Source organism: Bacillus sp. DJP31 (assembly GCF_049310945.1).
Lineage (GTDB): Bacteria > Bacillota > Bacilli > Bacillales > SA4 > Bacillus_BS.
Map to the genome: position 1 here is coordinate 37,907 of NZ_JBMERO010000014.1, position 17,563 is coordinate 55,469.

18 protein-coding genes are annotated in these 17,563 nt (G+C 33.5%); 3 read left to right on the plus strand and 15 right to left on the minus strand.

Annotated features, from left to right (window positions below):
- Positions 1 to 19: 19 nt before the first annotated feature.
- The 6 genes from ACOI1C_RS14010 to recJ all read right to left on the minus strand — a co-directional run bounded on the left by ACOI1C_RS14010 (position 20) and on the right by recJ (position 4,703).
- Positions 20 to 493 carry a TniB family NTP-binding protein gene (locus tag ACOI1C_RS14010; protein ID WP_422511172.1) on the minus strand — a complete coding sequence of 158 codons (474 nt, stop codon included), beginning with the start codon at positions 491 to 493 and terminating at the stop codon, positions 20 to 22.
- A gap of 26 nt (positions 494 to 519) precedes the next feature.
- Positions 520 to 1,005 (minus strand): Mu transposase C-terminal domain-containing protein, encoded by a 486-nt coding sequence (locus ACOI1C_RS14015; protein ID WP_422511122.1) that lies wholly within the window; start codon positions 1,003 to 1,005, stop codon positions 520 to 522.
- 430 nt (positions 1,006 to 1,435) lie between these two features.
- Complete coding sequence (locus tag ACOI1C_RS14020; RefSeq protein WP_422511123.1) at positions 1,436 to 1,594, minus strand: hypothetical protein; 159 nt, start codon at positions 1,592 to 1,594, stop codon at positions 1,436 to 1,438.
- Positions 1,595 to 1,777: 183 nt separating this feature from the next.
- Positions 1,778 to 1,987, minus strand: a complete 210-nt coding sequence (locus ACOI1C_RS14025; RefSeq protein ID WP_422511124.1) for a hypothetical protein — start codon at positions 1,985 to 1,987, stop codon at positions 1,778 to 1,780.
- Positions 1,988 to 2,326: 339 nt separating this feature from the next.
- Positions 2,327 to 3,013, minus strand: a complete 687-nt coding sequence (locus ACOI1C_RS14030; RefSeq protein WP_422511125.1) for a TniQ family protein — start codon at positions 3,011 to 3,013, stop codon at positions 2,327 to 2,329.
- Positions 3,014 to 3,041: 28 nt separating this feature from the next.
- Positions 3,042 to 4,703 (minus strand): single-stranded-DNA-specific exonuclease RecJ, encoded by a 1,662-nt coding sequence (gene recJ, locus ACOI1C_RS14035; RefSeq protein WP_422511126.1) that lies wholly within the window; start codon positions 4,701 to 4,703, stop codon positions 3,042 to 3,044.
- Between the two features lie 125 nt (positions 4,704 to 4,828).
- Here recJ and ACOI1C_RS14040 point away from each other — a divergent pair, with 125 nt between their 5' ends.
- Complete coding sequence (locus tag ACOI1C_RS14040) at positions 4,829 to 5,170, plus strand: helix-turn-helix domain-containing protein (protein WP_422511127.1); 342 nt, start codon at positions 4,829 to 4,831, stop codon at positions 5,168 to 5,170.
- Between the two features lie 222 nt (positions 5,171 to 5,392).
- Positions 5,393 to 5,713: a hypothetical protein gene (locus ACOI1C_RS14045; RefSeq protein ID WP_422511128.1), complete on the plus strand. Its 321-nt coding sequence runs from the start codon at positions 5,393 to 5,395 to the stop codon at positions 5,711 to 5,713.
- 704 nt (positions 5,714 to 6,417) lie between these two features.
- On the opposite strand, the gene ACOI1C_RS14050 is transcribed toward ACOI1C_RS14045, so the two are convergent.
- The 5 genes from ACOI1C_RS14050 to ACOI1C_RS14070 form a co-directional block, all read right to left on the minus strand.
- Positions 6,418 to 6,678 carry a hypothetical protein gene (locus ACOI1C_RS14050; RefSeq protein WP_422511129.1) on the minus strand — a complete coding sequence of 87 codons (261 nt, stop codon included), beginning with the start codon at positions 6,676 to 6,678 and terminating at the stop codon, positions 6,418 to 6,420.
- A gap of 1,126 nt (positions 6,679 to 7,804) precedes the next feature.
- A complete protein-coding gene (locus ACOI1C_RS14055; RefSeq protein ID WP_422511173.1) occupies positions 7,805 to 7,891 on the minus strand; it encodes a DNA cytosine methyltransferase in 87 nt (28 codons plus the stop codon).
- Positions 7,892 to 8,122: 231 nt separating this feature from the next.
- Complete coding sequence (locus ACOI1C_RS14060; RefSeq protein ID WP_422511130.1) at positions 8,123 to 8,950, minus strand: hypothetical protein; 828 nt, start codon at positions 8,948 to 8,950, stop codon at positions 8,123 to 8,125.
- Complete coding sequence (locus ACOI1C_RS14065) at positions 8,950 to 9,603, minus strand: hypothetical protein (RefSeq protein ID WP_422511131.1); 654 nt, start codon at positions 9,601 to 9,603, stop codon at positions 8,950 to 8,952. The genes ACOI1C_RS14060 and ACOI1C_RS14065 overlap by 1 nt, the downstream gene beginning before the upstream one ends.
- 355 nt (positions 9,604 to 9,958) lie before the next feature.
- Positions 9,959 to 11,158, minus strand: a complete 1,200-nt coding sequence (locus ACOI1C_RS14070) for an NERD domain-containing protein (RefSeq protein ID WP_422511132.1) — start codon at positions 11,156 to 11,158, stop codon at positions 9,959 to 9,961.
- 290 nt (positions 11,159 to 11,448) lie between these two features.
- Here ACOI1C_RS14070 and ACOI1C_RS14075 point away from each other — a divergent pair, with 290 nt between their 5' ends.
- The gene (locus ACOI1C_RS14075) at positions 11,449 to 11,772 is read left to right on the plus strand and encodes a hypothetical protein (RefSeq protein ID WP_422511133.1); all 324 of its coding nucleotides are present in this window, start codon (positions 11,449 to 11,451) and stop codon (positions 11,770 to 11,772) included.
- 305 nt (positions 11,773 to 12,077) lie between these two features.
- On the opposite strand, the gene ACOI1C_RS14080 is transcribed toward ACOI1C_RS14075, so the two are convergent.
- The 4 genes from ACOI1C_RS14080 to ACOI1C_RS14095 form a co-directional block, all read right to left on the minus strand.
- Positions 12,078 to 12,299: a YdbC family protein gene (locus ACOI1C_RS14080; protein WP_422511134.1), complete on the minus strand. Its 222-nt coding sequence runs from the start codon at positions 12,297 to 12,299 to the stop codon at positions 12,078 to 12,080.
- A gap of 96 nt (positions 12,300 to 12,395) precedes the next feature.
- A complete protein-coding gene (locus ACOI1C_RS14085) occupies positions 12,396 to 13,109 on the minus strand; it encodes a M48 family metallopeptidase (RefSeq protein ID WP_422511135.1) in 714 nt (237 codons plus the stop codon).
- Positions 13,110 to 13,121: 12 nt separating this feature from the next.
- The gene (locus ACOI1C_RS14090; RefSeq protein WP_422511136.1) at positions 13,122 to 16,262 is read right to left on the minus strand and encodes a type I restriction endonuclease subunit R; all 3,141 of its coding nucleotides are present in this window, start codon (positions 16,260 to 16,262) and stop codon (positions 13,122 to 13,124) included.
- A gap of 13 nt (positions 16,263 to 16,275) precedes the next feature.
- Entirely contained in the window at positions 16,276 to 17,562 is a 1,287-nt protein-coding gene (locus ACOI1C_RS14095; protein WP_422511137.1) for a restriction endonuclease subunit S, read from the minus strand.
- Position 17,563: the final 1 nt, after the last annotated feature.

The window sequence follows — 17,563 nt, forward strand, 5'->3', positions numbered from 1 at the left end:
CTTTTTGAAAACCGTTCATTCAACTCAAGAGTACGCTTGGATTCATTTGACCCCAGGAAGACAAACGGAACATTCGTTTTTTCATAAGATGAACAAGAAACTCAAGTACTTCAATTGTGTCTTGTCGACTACCACTCCATACACCTTGGAAGTCATCCACCATTATCAATTCAATATCTAAAGTCTTAATACGCTCGATAAGTCTCCTTGTTTTCACCACCAAAGTTCCCCTATTAGGAAACGGATCAAAGAGTTTCCCTAAAAGTTCTTCATTAAATGCTCTTACAGTTGATTGAATCGGTGTAGTTGCAACTAATATCTTCTCTTTACTCTCTTGTGTTTCAAGGTACTGCTGCATAAGAAATATCTTTCCAGTACCTGTTTCTCCTGTAATTAACAAACCACCTGCACATTTTGATTGCTGATACTTTTCAATAAGATTTAAAGCTTTGTCAATATTTTTATTGTTAATGCTCCTTTTTTTACGGAATATTTCGTCTTTTCAGTATGCAATTTTATCTAGAATTTCTTTTTATTCAATTCGTATTTCTTGCCAGGTAGACGAAAGCTCAGTTTTTCATTTGCATCCTTAAAGACCTTTTCGATCTTTTTCTTATTCAAATCCTTTAAAAAAGCTGTATGCGATTTTAGAGTAAGGGTTTTTGTATACTCAAGATCAGTACATGGTATTGTTAAAAACCTTTTTTCATATTCATCATATACATGAATTTTAGATAAGTCGGTTGGATCAAATTTAAACAATACCATACTGCCATGTCCCCACTTTTCTAATTTTAATGAAAGTTTTAAAAGGTCTACTGAAAGATAGGTAAGCCCAAGATTGTGAATTCCATTTTTGGTAATGGTAGTTGAACGATTTTCCATAAACAACAACTCAATATTACCCACACAAGATAAAGCCCTATGTTCATTGTTTAATAAAGACACGTGCTGACCCCTCCTTTTTGTTAGATCACTAGATGCAGTAACCTCATTTCTTTTCACCCAAGCCTCCTCTCCTAAATTGTTCTTGCTTACAGTTTTTCATTATGGAGCGAGTGTTCCATTTTCTCAAGATGTAATGATTACCATTTATTGATTACCTCTTGAATAAAGTATAAAAAAAGTTTAAAATATATATTTTACTTTTTTTATATTTTCTGAGGTTTTTATATTTTTTGCTTGTAAACTCAAACATTACTTTTTTAATATTCTGGTACATTTTATACACCACTTACATAATCAAACTTTTCTTTAAGAAAAGGATTAAAATTCATACCCCTTAAAATGGGATCATTGTTATAAATCTTTGACGCATTTCTAACTGCGATATATTTTTCAACGAAATTATCAATTTCCTCATTACTAAAGAAGTAAATAATTCTTCCATTCATACTCTTCGTTACCTTCATTGGTGATAATAATTGATGTTTAACTAATTTATGTATGGTGATTTCTTACATACATACGCTAACTTAATACCGACCTTCCTCCGTTTATTTTCCCAAAAGACTTCTAAAAACATCACAATTTCTTCATTTAAGAAATAATAATCAGCAAACTTTAATTCCTTTATTTGAACAAATGCAGTCATTCTTTTATCCCTTAAAGATTGGATAACATGAAGAATCGAAACACCACTTGTGGATTATTTTTCGATTAGCCGTGTAAATGAGATATAACTTTCAGTCACATTTTTTAGCAACTTAACCTCAAAACTTGCTGTAAGGATTTCTAGTGATTCTTTACAAATAAAACTTAGATTTTGACTTTTTATTTACTTTAATAACTGACCCTTAGACAATTGTGTAATACTATTCACATTTACTCCTAAGACATTTGCTACATCCTTTTTAGATATTAGATTGTTTTTGTTTTTATTAAAAGTCTTAATCTTTTTCTCAATTTCTTTTCTCCTAAATCGATAGACTGTATTACTACCTCTTCTGAATACACTCGGTTTGACAATTGAACAAATTTCATCCACCTCACCTCTTGTGAGGTTATACTCATTTCTTAGTTGCCTTTTTGATAAAAAGTTTTTTTTACCCTTTCAAATATTTTTTTATTAAAACTACCAATGTTAGTAGGAAACATTCCCTATATTAATAAGTTGGTCTTGATAACAGAAATAGTGATGTTTAATACATTCAAATCGTTCTCCATAAACAGCAAGGATTTTTTCAAACTCCCTTTTTCTTCTTCTTCTGACACCATACGGAAGATTAAAGAACTCATCTAAGACAATGTAAAAGTTCTGAGGGTAATTTGAATGTATGCAATAAATATTTGCTAAAGCATCCCCTAATTTCACGTTATCAAAATATTAATATTGATTTGTAATTACCTCAACGATTACTTTTTCTTTACTGTTTTTACTGACTAGTCCCTCAAGGAGATATAAATGTGCTTTTATAAAGTATAAGAATTCATTCAAAGGTAACCCTTTAAATATTTCACCTTGTTTACCTTCAAAAATTCCTTGAATTTCTTTTTGAGATTTATACAATAATCCTTTCCTATCAACTGATTCCATTTCTGCCTTTTTATAATCAAATTTACAATTTGGACACTCGCCTTCCATAAAACTCTTTATCTTTATGGGTTGATAACACCCCTGACATTTCTCAATAAGTAACGCACTGTGCTTTAGGCATGCACTTACTGGATTAAGTCCCCATAACTTTTGGTGATGTATCTCCCTTTCAATGCATTGAGGACAATACTTAATACGTGTTTGAAGTAAAACCATTTTAATCAGAGCTTCTTCATCCAACAATCCAAGACTATTTATAGAAGAACCCAAAAATTCATGACACGTGTGATCGCATAACTCCGATAATATTTTACAACTATCTAAGGTGAACCTATTTGCATAACAATCAAACCAACTAATTCCGATTCTATTAGCCACTGTATCTGGAGAGGAATAATAATTAGCCTTACTTAACCGAAAAATGTAACTTGATAAACTTTCACCTCTTAACATCTCTGGGCGATTCCTAAATTTCATGGTATATGCACCTCTAATGCCTTTTATTTCATTGTTTATAATCATGGATAAAGAAAGTTTGAGTTGAATGTGTTTGCGGAAAATACAAGCACTCTAAAGATGTTTTTCCGTTTACTGGTTTAAACTGACCTCCTTTGAAGAATAACAATGCTTCTTTATTACCAACCCTGAACTTCACATGTTGGTTATTAGCACCAAAATGTTCCATCCTATCAACTATCATCTTATTACTGTGAAATACAGGTGCTCGATTCCCTTCACCAAATGGTTCAAGGTATTTGAGATCATTGTGAAAATGACTTGGAAAATCCATCAATGAGAACTCTGTTTCGTACATATGTTTAAGTGACACCCTTGGTTCTTTTTTGGCGGATTCTTGGATTTTTTTTCGAAAATGCTGGAATCGGTCTAAATAGACAGTCAATCCCGCTGCTGCTTGATGTCCACCATAACTCTTTAAAAATTCTGAGCACCTTTCTATGGTATTTACCATGGAAAAGGTAGAACCACTTACACTTCTTGCAGACCCTTTCCCACTTGAATTAAATACAATACTTGGCTTTTTATACTTGTCAGTAATCCTTGATGCAATTAACCCAATCAACCCCTCATGGAAATCACCTGCCACCACAATCACATCTTGTTTTGCTAACTCATTCATTTGAATTAACAATTCGGCTTGCATCACTTGTTCTTGAAGCAAATCCTTCCGTATGTTGTTTAAGCGAATGAGTTTACTCCAGCAATGTTCAAATTGTTCATCGCTCCCTTCACTTGTAAGAATTCTTACCATAAAGTTCGGATCACTTAATCTCCCGACCGCATTCATAATGGGGACGACAGAGAATGCAATGTTTGTGGATGTTATTTCATTAAGCTTAAGCAGTTTAAACAAAACCCTTAATGCTTGAGATGGGTGTTTATTCATCTTTTCTAAGCCCAGCTGAACAATTCTTCGATTCTCGTCCTGAAGTGGCATAACATCTCCAATTGTTCCGATTGCTGCAAGTTCAACGAAATCCCAACACTTCTTTTCCCACATGCCTCTTTCTAAAAGAAGTGCATTAACCAATTTAAATGCAACACCCGCTCCTGCTAGGTATGGAAAAGGGAAGCGTTCGTCACTTCTTTTTGGATTTACAAAGGCTGTGCAAACTGGATTTCCATTTAAAATCTCATGATGATCAGTAACAATCACATCCATTCCTAAATTTCTAGCCCTTTGGATAGCCTCATGGGTCGATGATCCATTATCAACTGTTAAGATTAAGGAAATATCCTTCTCAGAAAATTTCTCCACTGCTTCAATAGATAAACCATATCCTTCTACTCTTTTCGGAATATAGTAATCAACTTCACCTTTAAGTAGTTTCAGAGCTTTATATAAAAGTGAAGTTGATGTCACCCCGTCAGTATCATAGTCGCCGAAAATCATCATCCTCTCTTCCTTTTGAAGCGCGATATTAATTCTCTCCACTGCTTTTTTCATATCATTTAAATAGAACGGACCATGTAAATCAAAGGGTTCTGTATATAAAAATTTATTGATTCCATACCAATCTTTATGTCCTCTATCAAAGATCATTTTCATCATAAGAGGGTCCATATCAAATTGTTTCGCATAATAGAGAATCATATTTTTTTCCTTCATATCGTTTAAACATGAATTTTTCAACCACGTTGAGACCAATTGAGAAACAACTCCTTATATAATTTATCAAAATTTCCCACCATATCTCTCTACCTCTTGTTATAATGAGAACAGAATAACAACACTAGATTGACATCTTACTAACTAGACAAGAGGTGACCGACATGATAACTGATATCGGGCAAAGAATTAGAACCTTACGAAAAAAATGTGGTTACAGTTTACATGATCTAGCACAAAATTTGGGAGTCTCAGTTGGTTATCTAAGCAATCTCGAAACTGGGAAGAGTGAAACGATTCAACTCTCATTATTGCAACAATTACAAGACGAATTTGCAATTTTCAATTTAGAAACCATTAAAGTAATTGATGAAGATGGAGATTTCGAGTTTAGACTCCTACATATTAATCACCTCCTGAGAAAGATAAACAAAGACAATCCAGACCAATCAGAATATCTTCTTTCTCTTGTAGAAAAGGGTGCAGAACTATTTTCAAAAAGGTAATTAAAAGTCTTGGTATACTGTTTAGACGTGTTCTTCACATTTTATTCATAATTATAAAAAAAAATATTTATTATAATGAATTAAAGAGTCCCTAATCATTTGAAATAGGTTATTTTTCATTCTCATTAATTTCATCTTGATAAAAATTTATTTTTATTTAAATGAATTATTTACCTTCTTTTTGACTAGTATGGTAAAAAATCTTGACTGAAAGGTGATCGAATGAACATTGAATTTGAACAACGCTTTTTAGGATACTTAGTTGAAGTTGAATCACTTAAAATCGGAGGGACAAGGGTAGTTGAATTTGAGGAAGGTATAGGAGTGATGTTAACTCAGAAAGGCTATTACTCTGCCTATTTTTTAAGTGATATGAATGTCTCTTGTAACGGGTTATGCCTTAGAAAAAACTGTATTTTTCATGATGAACCAATTTTTTTTAAATTCATAAAAGCTATCGAGTGTGTTAACTTTATCTTTATTAATATGTTTAGACGAACTGACAGAATCACACTCTTGGTAAGCAAAATCGATGATGTTTAGCATCTTTTTCTTCTATTATCATTCTATTTAAAGATAAAAAAAGCAGTTATTGCATTATCAATATAACTGTAATCCATGAGTTTTTTTTTCGAGTTGTCTATTAATTCTCAAAATACTGATATTATTCAGTAGACTAAACAATGTCATCGCCATATTCATCAACTAGTTTGATGAAGCGCTCTATGTCATTGTTATAATACGAAGAATCATCCTTTCTTTCCTCCGCATACCGAAGTTGCTGAATAAGTTTAAAATGTTTGCAATCGCTTCTGAAATAGAACGATTCCTAGTACGATATTCTTCTAATATAGGTTGTAATCTTAGCTCTATATCACCTGCGATTGTTGAAGATGCAGTTAAAGCTAAATTTGGAGATGGAGAATGGTATCCTTATTTAGATAAACTCTTATATAAACCTTAAATTTTACTAACAGGTGGTTTAGTTCAATAAGACTGTGATTGCTGAACAAAAAGGACTAGATTATAATCTGGTCCTTTTATTTTGATATTTGCATTGTGATTTCCTTACCAAAACATATGTTAATTTATAGGTTATTTAGCATACGAAATTGCATTTTCTCCCTCCAACCGAACCCGTTGTATTGTTATTTTGCATTACACACCCGTTATTGAATTAACACAACAGCGTTGTTTTTATATCTAATCAAAAGGATTTTATTATTATTCTAAAATTGAATATGTCTTCATTTATAACGAGGATCTGTGTTAATACTGATTTCACCTAGTCTTGTAGCAACCTTTTCGTTAATGCGATTATTATTGCTAATTTCCTTTTTCATGCGATCATAATGTTCTTTTGTATCAGCTCTAGACTGTTCAAGTTCGAGTGCTAAATCTCTTGATGCTTGTTCTGCCCTTTTCGCTGCCTCTGATGCTTCAATTTGTGAGTCTAATATATCCTCTTGAAGCAACCTTTCTTCTACTCTTATTACGGCTTCCTTCATGTTACTGACTAGACCAGATTGGATGAATTTATTTAGCAAATTCATAGGATAATGGTGTAAGAATGCCATTGGTATATCAGAAAGATAAATTCCGTATTAACTAAATCAAGCTCGTCACGGATATCCCAATATTCATTTTGCTGCTGTACTCGTTCGATAAGAAATGTTCTTAAATTATTATTATGTTCTTCAATTTGCTTGATTACGTCTTCCTTACCTAATAGCCCCGACTTTTTTGCCGCATTTTAATCGTTATTAAATTTGATTGAATTCAATCGTGCTCAAAGACCTTAGAATCCGTTCGTAAACAACAATTCGGCATGGCTGTTCTACCGCTCGGGACCGCGTCTTTGATGTAGAATGTTTAAAGTGTAAAAGGAAATATGAGGACAATCTAAAAAAAAGACCTACGAAAGGTCTTTTTTAGTTCTTTAATTGTAAAGATAATGTTTTTTTAGTAGGAAAATAGTTATAAAAAAAATTATTTGAAAGGAATAGGTTCATGTGGCTGATAACTTAACCGAAGAACAAAGAAAAAATATGAAGACGATTAAATCTCAAAATTGACTGGTGTATCTTAAGGGTTACGGGAACATGAATTCTAAGAGGACTTTAATGCTGCTGCCAATAAAATAGTGTTGTTCATTCATGAAGCAAAAAAGAAAATAGACTAACCCTTTTTCAGAGATAGTCTAATCATGGTAGTCTAATCATATCTTTTAATTTTCCTTTCTCCAAAATTGTAAGGTTGGGAATGTACTATTTTGCACATTTTAGACATTCGACATCGAATACGTTGCAAAAAATTTTTTTCACTTTGGATACATTTTTAGCGGTTCTTCCACAGCGATTACGTTCAGTATTCCCCCGCATTAACAAATCATGGATAGTTTTACCTCTATTGCTTATTTCCTCGAACACTTTATTTACTTTCAATTGTCTTCCTGCTGTTTTTTCTTTTCGCTTTTTGATGTTTTTCGCTAATTCTTCTGTAATAAAACCTTTCCATTTTGACTCAATGAATGGATAAGCCACTTTTGCAAAAATTTAACACAGCTTCCACAATCACTTTTGTACCGAGTGGGGGAACAGCCATGGAGATTTGTTTACGGGCGGATTCTTTTCCTCAGATAAACTCATAATCATCAGGCAAGGTTTGAAGTCTAGCTCGTTCACGACTGGTTAATGCTCGTTGCTCGTCATAGTGATACATATGCGTTCCAACAGTCTATTACATTTCAAAACGTTTGGGAAGAGGACTCTGGAGTGTTGCATTAGAGAGGGTAGGTATACATAGAAATCATGAGTAGGTAACCTGGCTTACCTGTTACTCTAGTAAAGAAGTCCGCCATATTGACGGTCTTCTTCGTTGTGTTAACGAAATCCGTTACTTCAATAAGGTCATTATTTTAATGGCATTTATTCAATTTCTCTTGCTATTTTCTTATTTCCAATTGGCACTTTCAACAATTGCCATATTGCCTTGATTTTTTTCGTAACGATATGATGGGATATTAGCACTAACTATAACATCAACTCTTCCATCTTTTAATTGATTAAATAAATCATCGAAACTATCCCTATGAAAGTATAAATGCCACTCGTCACTATAATCCCCACCATACGGTCGGATTTTAGCGTTAAAATAGTTGCTTTCAATATCGTCAAATCCGTAGTTGTAGTAGTCGCTTAATTCTATCTTTCCAACAATAACAAATTCGGTATCTATATATTTTGATAAATTGTATTGAACATCCAAAGCATTATGTCTAATTCCATTTTTCGACTTGAATGTTTCTACGTCATCATCTGTAAAAGCAGGACCTAATACAGAATCAGCTAAAGTGGTTTCGACATTGAATTCAGTCAGGAATTTCACAGCATATGTTTGGAGTTGTTCCTCTTGTGTTTTTATTACTTCTTCGGAACTACTCTTCTTTGATACTTCAGCATTCAAAGATAAAAGTGCCGCTTGTGTCTTAACCATTTCTTCAAACGTTTCTTTTTGTTCTTTTGCTATGTTTTTTTTATTATCCTCTAACAATCGTTCCATTTTTTTTATAACAGTTTCGATTTCAATGTCTTCGCGTTTAGGTTTCCCACCATCTAAAATGTCTTCATTGCGGTCTAATTGTTTTTCTAGTACCAACTGAATTAGATAATTGAAGTCTTCTTGGAACGTATTAAATTCATCTTCACTAAAAGGTGTAGAACAACCCATTAATAATATCAAAAGCAAAAGAGAAACAAAAAGTGACTTGAAAATGACCATTAGTCCTTCATCTCTTCAGGGATTCGAGGTTTTATACGATTGTATTGTTTACTTGCGTCGGTCTCTAAACTGTTCGTTAGATCTCCAAATGAGTTTATGTTACCAGTTGGTTCTATCGCTAACTCGTTTAATTGAGTATAGACAGAGTAATAGTCTAATAAATTTAAATATAAATTTTCAAATTCATCTGGTGGGTTCTTCAAATCTGCTATTCTTCCCTCTATGTTTTCTCTACCATCTTTGATTTCTTGAAGTGTCCCATTTGATTCTAATTCAAGATACATAATCATAATAGCTACATTAAAGTCTGTATCTGTATCGCTATTAAAAATAGCATCGTGCCATGTAGAATGAGTTTTACCAGTGATTTCAAGATTTTTATCAACTTCAGACTTGATGGTTGTTAATGTTAACGTATAGTCTTCTTTATACGCTTCAAATTCTTTTTTAGCGGCTTGTTTTTCTAATAAACTATTAACTAAAATACCTGCAACAAATAATACGAAGATGCTTGCTCCTAAAATAGTATATAATTTCTTTTTGTTTTTCTTTTCAGGTGGATGTATTTTGTCAGTTTCGGTCGTTTCCGCAACTTCTTCTTCTGATGTTACTTCTTCCTCTGGTAGTTGGTTATCTTCTGTGTTTTCTTTCAAAGCTATTCCCTCCATAAAAAAAATTAGTTCTATTGTATATCATATACTCTTATATTATAAACTTCCACATATTCCTATTTAATCAAGTCAAAAACCATAATAAAAATGACTATGTTAGTTATTGATTGATGATAATACACACTCGATATAGCCCCATAGAATTAATTGTTTTTGTTAGCTAAAGCACCCTTAGATACAGTATGATTTTCCGCCATATTCAACATAAGTAAAGAAACAAAAATGGTAGTTTTCTATCTTAAAAAGAATTTACTACCCACAACATGTTACAGATAAAAACCTCATTTATAATCAACATTTCCGTATCAATCAGTAGTGTTGTGTTTTTTCTCCAAAATTACTCTACTGTTGTTATTTTTAATTCAATTTGTCCCTTGTATTCTTGGGTTACACCATAGAATGTGTATATCTCTCCTTTTTTGATAAATGGCGTTTTTGTGTCCTTTATAATAACTGCATCAAAATTAAAGTTCCCCACCTCTAATTGCAAAAATTTATTTCCACTAGAAGTATCATATCGAAATGCTTTAACATAGGCTTCCGCCTTCACATAGTTATCTGGGTTTAATAATCCTTGCTCTATATCAGTATTTGTGAACGGTTCAATGTCTGATTCAATTCCATGATTCATTTCAAAATCGTTACTCTCACTAGGCATACTACTAAATATCCAAACTAACATCACTGCTCCCAACACAAAAAGGAATAATAGTAAAAAACTCGATTTGATTTTTCTGCTACTCTGCCCTTGAGAAACAGTCTCTCGTTCATGGATATTCGTTTTCACTTTTTGAGCTTCTGCAAATTCCCTTTGTTTTTCAATCATCTGCTTTGTCTCTTTATTAAGTTTTTTTAATTCAATAGCCGTTTGATCAATTTCTTCTGATCTTATTAAGATATTAATCTCACTTTCTGATAACTTCTTGTTAGATATTCTAATTTCCCCTAAAATATCTTCTATCCAGTTCTTTGGTAAGGCATTGCTTCGAAACTTTGATGCAGAATAAAGTCTCTTAGCCAGCTGTGAAGTTAGTTCATCTTTAAATAAGTGGAATGTAAAAAAGTCGGCAGCATTTTTTTCGTCCCAATTTTTCGTGAATTTCTGTATATCTCTTCTATTAAAACCATATTGGATGGTAACGTATCCTATAAGTTTGTGAGGATCTCCAAGATACGAATGGTTAGATAAAAGATAACCATTTAAATCTTCTACGTGCTTTCGTACCTGTTGTATTGGGTTGACAGTTTTATTAACAACCGTAAATACCCCATTGGATTGGACGTTTTTTATTGAATTTAGCGACCAATTCTTTACTTCAATCAATCGAAATCCATAATAAGGAGATATTACCAAAAAGTCAGGTTCATATTTTCCTATTACTGGTTGTGCAATAACATAGTTATCATCTGGTAAATATTTAGCTAAAAGATCTCCAACTTCAATTTCACCTCTAATACCTTTCAATTCGTTACTAGTTTTATTAGTAACTTGATTTAAATGATCAAGTAGCATGTCTCTACCAATGAATTTTCCCATAGATACTTCCACTCACAATCTTCTTCTTTTAGTGAAAATTATATCATACATTTACAACATCAAATTGAGCATATAAAAAAGAAAAAGACACATAACACAAGAATTTACCGAGAATTAGAACTTTTATTTACAAAGTATTCTGAATATAATCAGCAAACTGTGAAGGAATATACTTCAGCTAACAAGGTTGTTCAATTAATATATGGGTAATGAAGGAATTATCAAATGTATGAAGAATCTCTTAACTTGTGCGTCATATTTTTATTAATCTAATTTTTGGAGAGCTTAAAATGCTGACCCTAGATGGAGACGATTATCAAATGAAACTCGAGTTTGCCTTAAAAAATAGTAACTTTTTCTTTAGTGATATCCAAAAAGAGTTTATTAAAAAGAATATAGATAATGATGATTATTGGAAGTGGCTAAAACAAGACTTCTTTTCAATCAAATTGGTCAGCATGAGCAATTATTCTTTTATAGTTGATGTTGAGGATACTGGTAACAGATGGCATAAACATTTTGTTAGAATATTATGTCGAAGAGGGAAAATGGATGATTTATGCGTACCTTATGGTAAAAATAGCAGGGAACTGTTTGATGTTAATGAAATTTAATGATCGATTGTGAAATTCAACAAACAACGGCACTTTTGTGATAACTGCATTAATGTACTTTATAAAAAAATGAACTATATCAAAAAAACTGCTGGTAACCCAGCAGCTTTTAAAAGTAATTGATCATTAATATTACAACAATCAAATATATAGGTATACATTTTCAGACCTATACAAAAAAATAAGGTTGCAATTTACTTAGCAACCTATAACATGTTCGATATTGTTTAATTATTTTTACTTAATATTGGTACCATAATAGTCCAAAGCCGCAAAATCTAAATGATCCCGTGTCTTTAACTACTCTATAATTCAATATTATTTAGTAAATTCTTCAATCCTTTTAATTCTTCTTTAGTCAACGTTACACCTTTTCCCATCTTCTCATGTTCTGGTGCCCATTCACGCAAATCATACTTGGGTTCTTTTCCATTCCAGCTTATCAGGTTAAGTTCTTTATTCCAACCTTTAGGGGACTGTGATACAGTACCAATTGTTTCTTGTATTTCGAATTTAATTTCTGCCATGGTTGTTCCTCCTTTAGGGTGTATAGTCAGACTTCTATAATTATCCGAAATTGGAGAGCCCTGTACCCAAATGGTGCAACTCTCTAGTTCATTAGCTTACAAATCCAATTTCACTCCATTGTTCTTCAACCATTCTTTCCTTTGTTCGTAATCAGGCATGATGGTGTTGAGTAAATCCCAAAATTCTTGGGAGTGATTCATGTAGTAGAGATGGCACATTTCATGAACGATGATGTAATCAAGGATATAAGAAGGTGCCATAATTGAGCGCCAGTTAAAAAGAAGTTCGTTATTGGTAGTGCAGCTTCCCCAGCGTTTTTGTTGTTCTTTTACTTTAACGGCTGTTGGTTTTCGTTTGAAATAATGTTGATAATAGTTTGAACGCTCAGTAATTCGTTGAAGTGCTTTCTGTTTGTACCAATCAACCATCACTTTTTGTAAAAGTTGTACATCTCTTGTTGGCGTTTTGATGTAAAACTTCCCTTGAAATAAGCTTACGATTGGTTTTTTTAACGAGAAATCATCTATCAATTGCAGGGTGTAGTTCCGTCCTAAGTATAATAGGGATTCACCGTTAACCAGTTGTCGATGTATTTTGCGGTACTCCATATCTTTAAACAGAAATATTTTTTGTACGATCCAGTCCGCTTTCTTTTTCACATAAGCACTAACCTTCTCATCGGTTGTTCCAGTAGGAGCTACTACACTTACAATATTAGGAGGTTCGACACTAATTTCAAGTGTTTTTCGCTCACGATAAGTCACTATGTATTCGATCGTTTTTGTGCCATATTGTAAGGATGACTTCATGTTGCAATTCCCCTAATCTAATTTCGCATAATGTTTTTTAGCTAGTTGTAGTAACGGTTGAACAAGTTGCTTCCTTACCTCTAAAGCAATCTTTTTAAAGTATTTCTTTGTTAACATAAAATAAATCGCACGCTCAATATCTGAAGTTTTCGTTGCATTTGTTGTCCAGTCAATGACATAATTATCGACTATGATTTTTGATACATTCTCAGCGATGTCTTTCGATAGATCAATTAAATCTTGGCTAATATAGGTAGCAGACGATTCTTTGACAGCTATATTACTATCGTCACTTTCATCGAGGTACTTTTTCACAATTTCAAAAAAAGCAAATTCCTTTTTCGATAGCCCCAGAGCTTCCGCTTCTTCACTCTCGCCTTTATCAACGTTATTGATAAATTCCTCAAGCTGTTTTTTACGATCTGCCCAGTTTTGCGTTGTTTCATCTAAAATTTGCTTTAACTTCTCTAACAGACTCGTATAGTACACAGGGTTATCATCCATTTTGACGTTAATAACGTGTTTTACGGCATGCTCCATACTAGATGCAATTGCTTCATCTGTCTTTAATGAATTTACTTTCATTTGAAAGTCTTTGTCAAATAACGTAATCGGCTTAATCCACTGTTTTACCCCTCTTGATTCTAGGTGCTCCTCGATAATCGCTCGAACCTTTTCCCCACAGTCCGAAATGTCGATTTCTTTATTCGGTTCAAACCGAGCTTTGGCAGCAGCACGAATGTAGGAAAGCCAACGGAGGTCATTTGTATTATCCGTTGTTACATGTCCAGGCATAAGTTGTTCCATTGCACCTGCAAAACGTTTATACGCCATCTCGAATTCAGCGCGTTTATCCTCAGGTTCAAGATGAACTACAAGCTTATCTAAGTCATTTTTGTCTGTACCATTAAACATTCCCATAACTGATTCACGATACGAGAGCATTTGTTTATGTAGTCCACCTAGTGATTCCATCGGTTCGCCTAAATCTTCTTTATCAAAAATTTCCAGTGCTTCTTCTAGATGATTCGATATCCCGTAGTAATCAACCACATAGCCACATCTTTTTTGATCGCCCATTGTCCGATTAACACGAGCGATGGCTTGCAGGAGATTATGTTCTTTTAAAGGACGGTCCAGGTACATCACTTGTTCAATTGGAGCATCAAAACCTGTTAAAAGCATATCTTTTACGATAATAAAACAAAGCTTGCTTTCTTTAATTGGTTTCTTAAATGACTTGATTGTCTCTTCTTGCTCAGGCTTTGTTGAAAAATGCTTTTTCAGATGTGGTTTATCATTTCGGTCACCAGAGAAAATAACAGCAACTTCCAATTTCTCACCCAAGATATCTTCCATATGTTTGGTAAGGGCGTCATAAAATTTCACACAAGCTTCTCTTGAAATACAAACAATTTGAGCTTTAAAACCGTTTGGGAAAATCCATTCTTTGTAATGTTCAAGGATATCTTTAGCAATATCTTCAACACGGTCATCATGCTCGATGATGACTCGTTTATTGGCATACTTTTGTTTAATCGCTTCTTTTTCTTCTTCAGATCGTTCTTCAAACGCTTGGTCAAATAGGTCTTCTAATGTATCGCCTTTGACCTGAAGTTCTGGCTTCCGACCTTCATAAACAATCTTGACCGTTGCTCCGTCATTTACAGCTTCTTGTATGCCATACTTATCAATATAGGCACCAAAGGTTCGAGGTGTCGACTTATCTTCCTTCTCAAGTGGTGTTCCAGTAAAGCCTAAAAAAGCAGCATTCGGTAAGGCGATACGCATATTTCTCGCATACCCTTTATATTGACTCCGATGAGCTTCATCAGCCAATACTATGACATTCGATTTCAGTGTTAAAACAGGGAATTCTTTCTCTAATTGAAGAGCTCCCAACTGTTTTACATCTTTAAAAATCTCTTTTTCTTCTTTTTCAGCTTGGAACTTATGTATGGTTGTCATAATGATTTGAGGCTGTGCCATTGATAGCATTTCCTTCATTTCAGAAACCGATTCGGCACGTACTGGAGTTGTAATGGTCGCGAGCGTTCTTTTAAACGTATTAAAAATTTGTTTATCTAAGTCTACACGATCCGTAATAACAACAATTGTTGAATCGGATAACTCAGCAATACGGCGAACTTTTCTTGCTAAAAAGACCATTGTCAGTGATTTCCCTGATCCCTGCGTATGCCATATAACACCACCACGTTCAAGTGAATCTCTACCTTCAATTAAACGGTCTAAGGCTTTATTAACCGCACGAAATTGTTGATACCGACAAACCTTTTTAATCTTCGTTCCCCCGTCCACTTCAAAGAGGAGAAAATTTTGCATAATATCAATGAGATTACTTTTATCAAGTAATCCCTGAATAAACAGATTTTGCCCGTTGTTATCAACATTTTCAATTTGTGACTTATTAAAAGGGTACGGATCTTTCCACTCGCCGTAATGACTGTAACCTGAACTAATCGTTCCGACATAGGCACGATATTTATTGAAAATTCCAGTAAAAAAGTTTGTGTAAAACAGACGAGGTGCCCCTTCAACAGTCTCTGAATTTCGTAAATCCATATAACGTTGGAGTTGCTCAAACGCTTCACTCTTCCCGATATTTTCATTTTTGCTTTTTTCTAAAAATGGTGACTTACACTCAATGACAACAACAGGTATGCCGTTAACGAAAAGAACAATATCAGGAATAATCTTTTCATTCGGTCCTTGAATGACAAACTGACGAGTAACTAGAAACTCATTGTTCGATGAATCGTCCCAATCGATAAAACGGACTGTATGAAACTTCTTCTGTCCACTTCCATCTATGTCTTGGTCCACTGCAAACGTTAAATTCACAATCGTGTCATAAATTTTTTCGTTAATTTCCAAAAGATTCGTGCCAAGTTGTTCTGGGCGGGTTAAGAATCGAATCGTTTTATTAACGTTTTGTTCACTCATCCAAGGATTTAATCGTTCTATTGATCGTTTCAACCGTTTCACTAAAATCACTTCATTGATCGATTCGCGCTCGCCATGATTAGCCGTTAACTTATCACCATGAACAAATTCATAATTTAGATTATGAGTTAAATAATCAATTGCTGGAAGTTCAACGAGCGTTTCTTCATTACCCAAGTAGTTAGCCATCAAGTCACCCCCTTTACGCGTTTACACGAATTTTTCCTGTCAACAGTTGTTGCATTAAACCTTTTTTTAATACCCTAATTTTCGCCTTTTTTATTTTGTAATCTTCTAGTTGGTCATCGACAGATGTGAGAATGTCCGCAATTTTTTGTTGTTCTTCATTTAGAGGATAAGGTATTAAAACTCCTAAGAAATCTTCATTTCTCAAATGCACTTGTGTACTACCAACTTTTAAACTTTTCATAATTTGTCTAAAAGAATAGGAATTAGAAATTTGAATAAGAAAGTTTTCATTTAGACTAGATTTCAATTTCAGTCCATATACACCTTGTGCTAGTATATATTCATCATCAGTATTAAACTTAACAATTAAGCCTATACTTGGAGCTGTTGGTACTAAATCTCTTAATACCGTAACTAGATATTGATTGTTGATTATTGAATTTTTGTTCTTACTAGCAAATTCATTGTATACAAAAGTTTGATTCTCACATTCAATTACTAATTTCCCGCCTTTTCGAACAGCTTTTTTAGGAACAACTTTAAATCCTTCTTTTGAAAAATCTTTTGGTGTTATTGGAGCTCCACCTCTAAAATCTATTGCATGTTCTTTAATTGTAGTTATTTCCCACTCAACTGGTATTTCCCCAACTTCTGTCTGCTTAAATTCCGTATGCCCAATGCCTTTGGTTAGCAACTTTTGCATTAAGCCCTTTTTCAGTTCTCTTGTTTTATCAATCAGTTGATTGGTTTGCTCTAATTGTTCATCGACTGTGGAAAGGATATCGGCGATTTTTTGTTGATCACGAAGAGGTGGAAATGCTACTGTAAATTTAGTTAAGGTTTCTTTTGTTATGGTTTTTATAACACCTCCATCAGCTTTCTTCTTTTCAAAATCAAACAAGACATTTAGTGCATACATAAAATACATCTTTTCAATCGGTGCTAAATATTCCGTGAACAAAAGAAGCGTTCTATCTATATAAGCATCGTATTGAGTAATAGCTGTTCTGCCCAAGGTACCTTGTAACGTTATAATAACTGTACCTTTTTTTGCAAATACGCTTGACTCAGCTGCTATTTTAGATATCTTTCGCTTTGTAGTTTCTTTTAACTTAAAGTTTGAATCAACATCAAATACCTGTACAAAAGGCATACCATTTATATCATCATACCATTCTGGCAAATTATAAGGTTGAGGGAAACTTCCTCTTCTGTATTTAGTTATTTCCCCTAAACTTTTCACTTCCCAATCCTCAGGTATTTCACCCAACTCAGTCATCTTATACCCTTCTCGCACCATA

Excerpts from the sequence above, each read along its gene's own strand:
- ACOI1C_RS14020 (WP_422511123.1), bottom strand. The coding sequence starts at position 1,594 with ATGACTGCATTTGTTCAAATAAAGGAATTAAAGTTTGCTGATTATTAT.
- ACOI1C_RS14030 (WP_422511125.1), bottom strand. The coding sequence starts at position 3,013 with ATGAAATTTAGGAATCGCCCAGAGATGTTAAGAGGTGAAAGTTTATCA.
- ACOI1C_RS14040 (WP_422511127.1), top strand. The coding sequence starts at position 4,829 with ATGATAACTGATATCGGGCAAAGAATTAGAACCTTACGAAAAAAATGT.
- ACOI1C_RS14045 (WP_422511128.1), top strand. The coding sequence starts at position 5,393 with ATGAACATTGAATTTGAACAACGCTTTTTAGGATACTTAGTTGAAGTT.
- ACOI1C_RS14050 (WP_422511129.1), bottom strand. The coding sequence starts at position 6,678 with ATGAAGGAAGCCGTAATAAGAGTAGAAGAAAGGTTGCTTCAAGAGGAT.
- ACOI1C_RS14055 (WP_422511173.1), bottom strand. The coding sequence starts at position 7,891 with ATGTATCACTATGACGAGCAACGAGCATTAACCAGTCGTGAACGAGCT.
- ACOI1C_RS14060 (WP_422511130.1), bottom strand. The coding sequence starts at position 8,950 with ATGGTCATTTTCAAGTCACTTTTTGTTTCTCTTTTGCTTTTGATATTA.
- ACOI1C_RS14070 (WP_422511132.1), bottom strand. The coding sequence starts at position 11,158 with ATGGGAAAATTCATTGGTAGAGACATGCTACTTGATCATTTAAATCAA.
- ACOI1C_RS14075 (WP_422511133.1), top strand. The coding sequence starts at position 11,449 with ATGCTGACCCTAGATGGAGACGATTATCAAATGAAACTCGAGTTTGCC.
- ACOI1C_RS14080 (WP_422511134.1), bottom strand. The coding sequence starts at position 12,299 with ATGGCAGAAATTAAATTCGAAATACAAGAAACAATTGGTACTGTATCA.
- ACOI1C_RS14085 (WP_422511135.1), bottom strand. The coding sequence starts at position 13,109 with ATGAAGTCATCCTTACAATATGGCACAAAAACGATCGAATACATAGTG.
- ACOI1C_RS14090 (WP_422511136.1), bottom strand. The coding sequence starts at position 16,262 with ATGGCTAACTACTTGGGTAATGAAGAAACGCTCGTTGAACTTCCAGCA.
- ACOI1C_RS14095 (WP_422511137.1), bottom strand. The coding sequence starts at position 17,562 with ATGGTGCGAGAAGGGTATAAGATGACTGAGTTGGGTGAAATACCTGAG.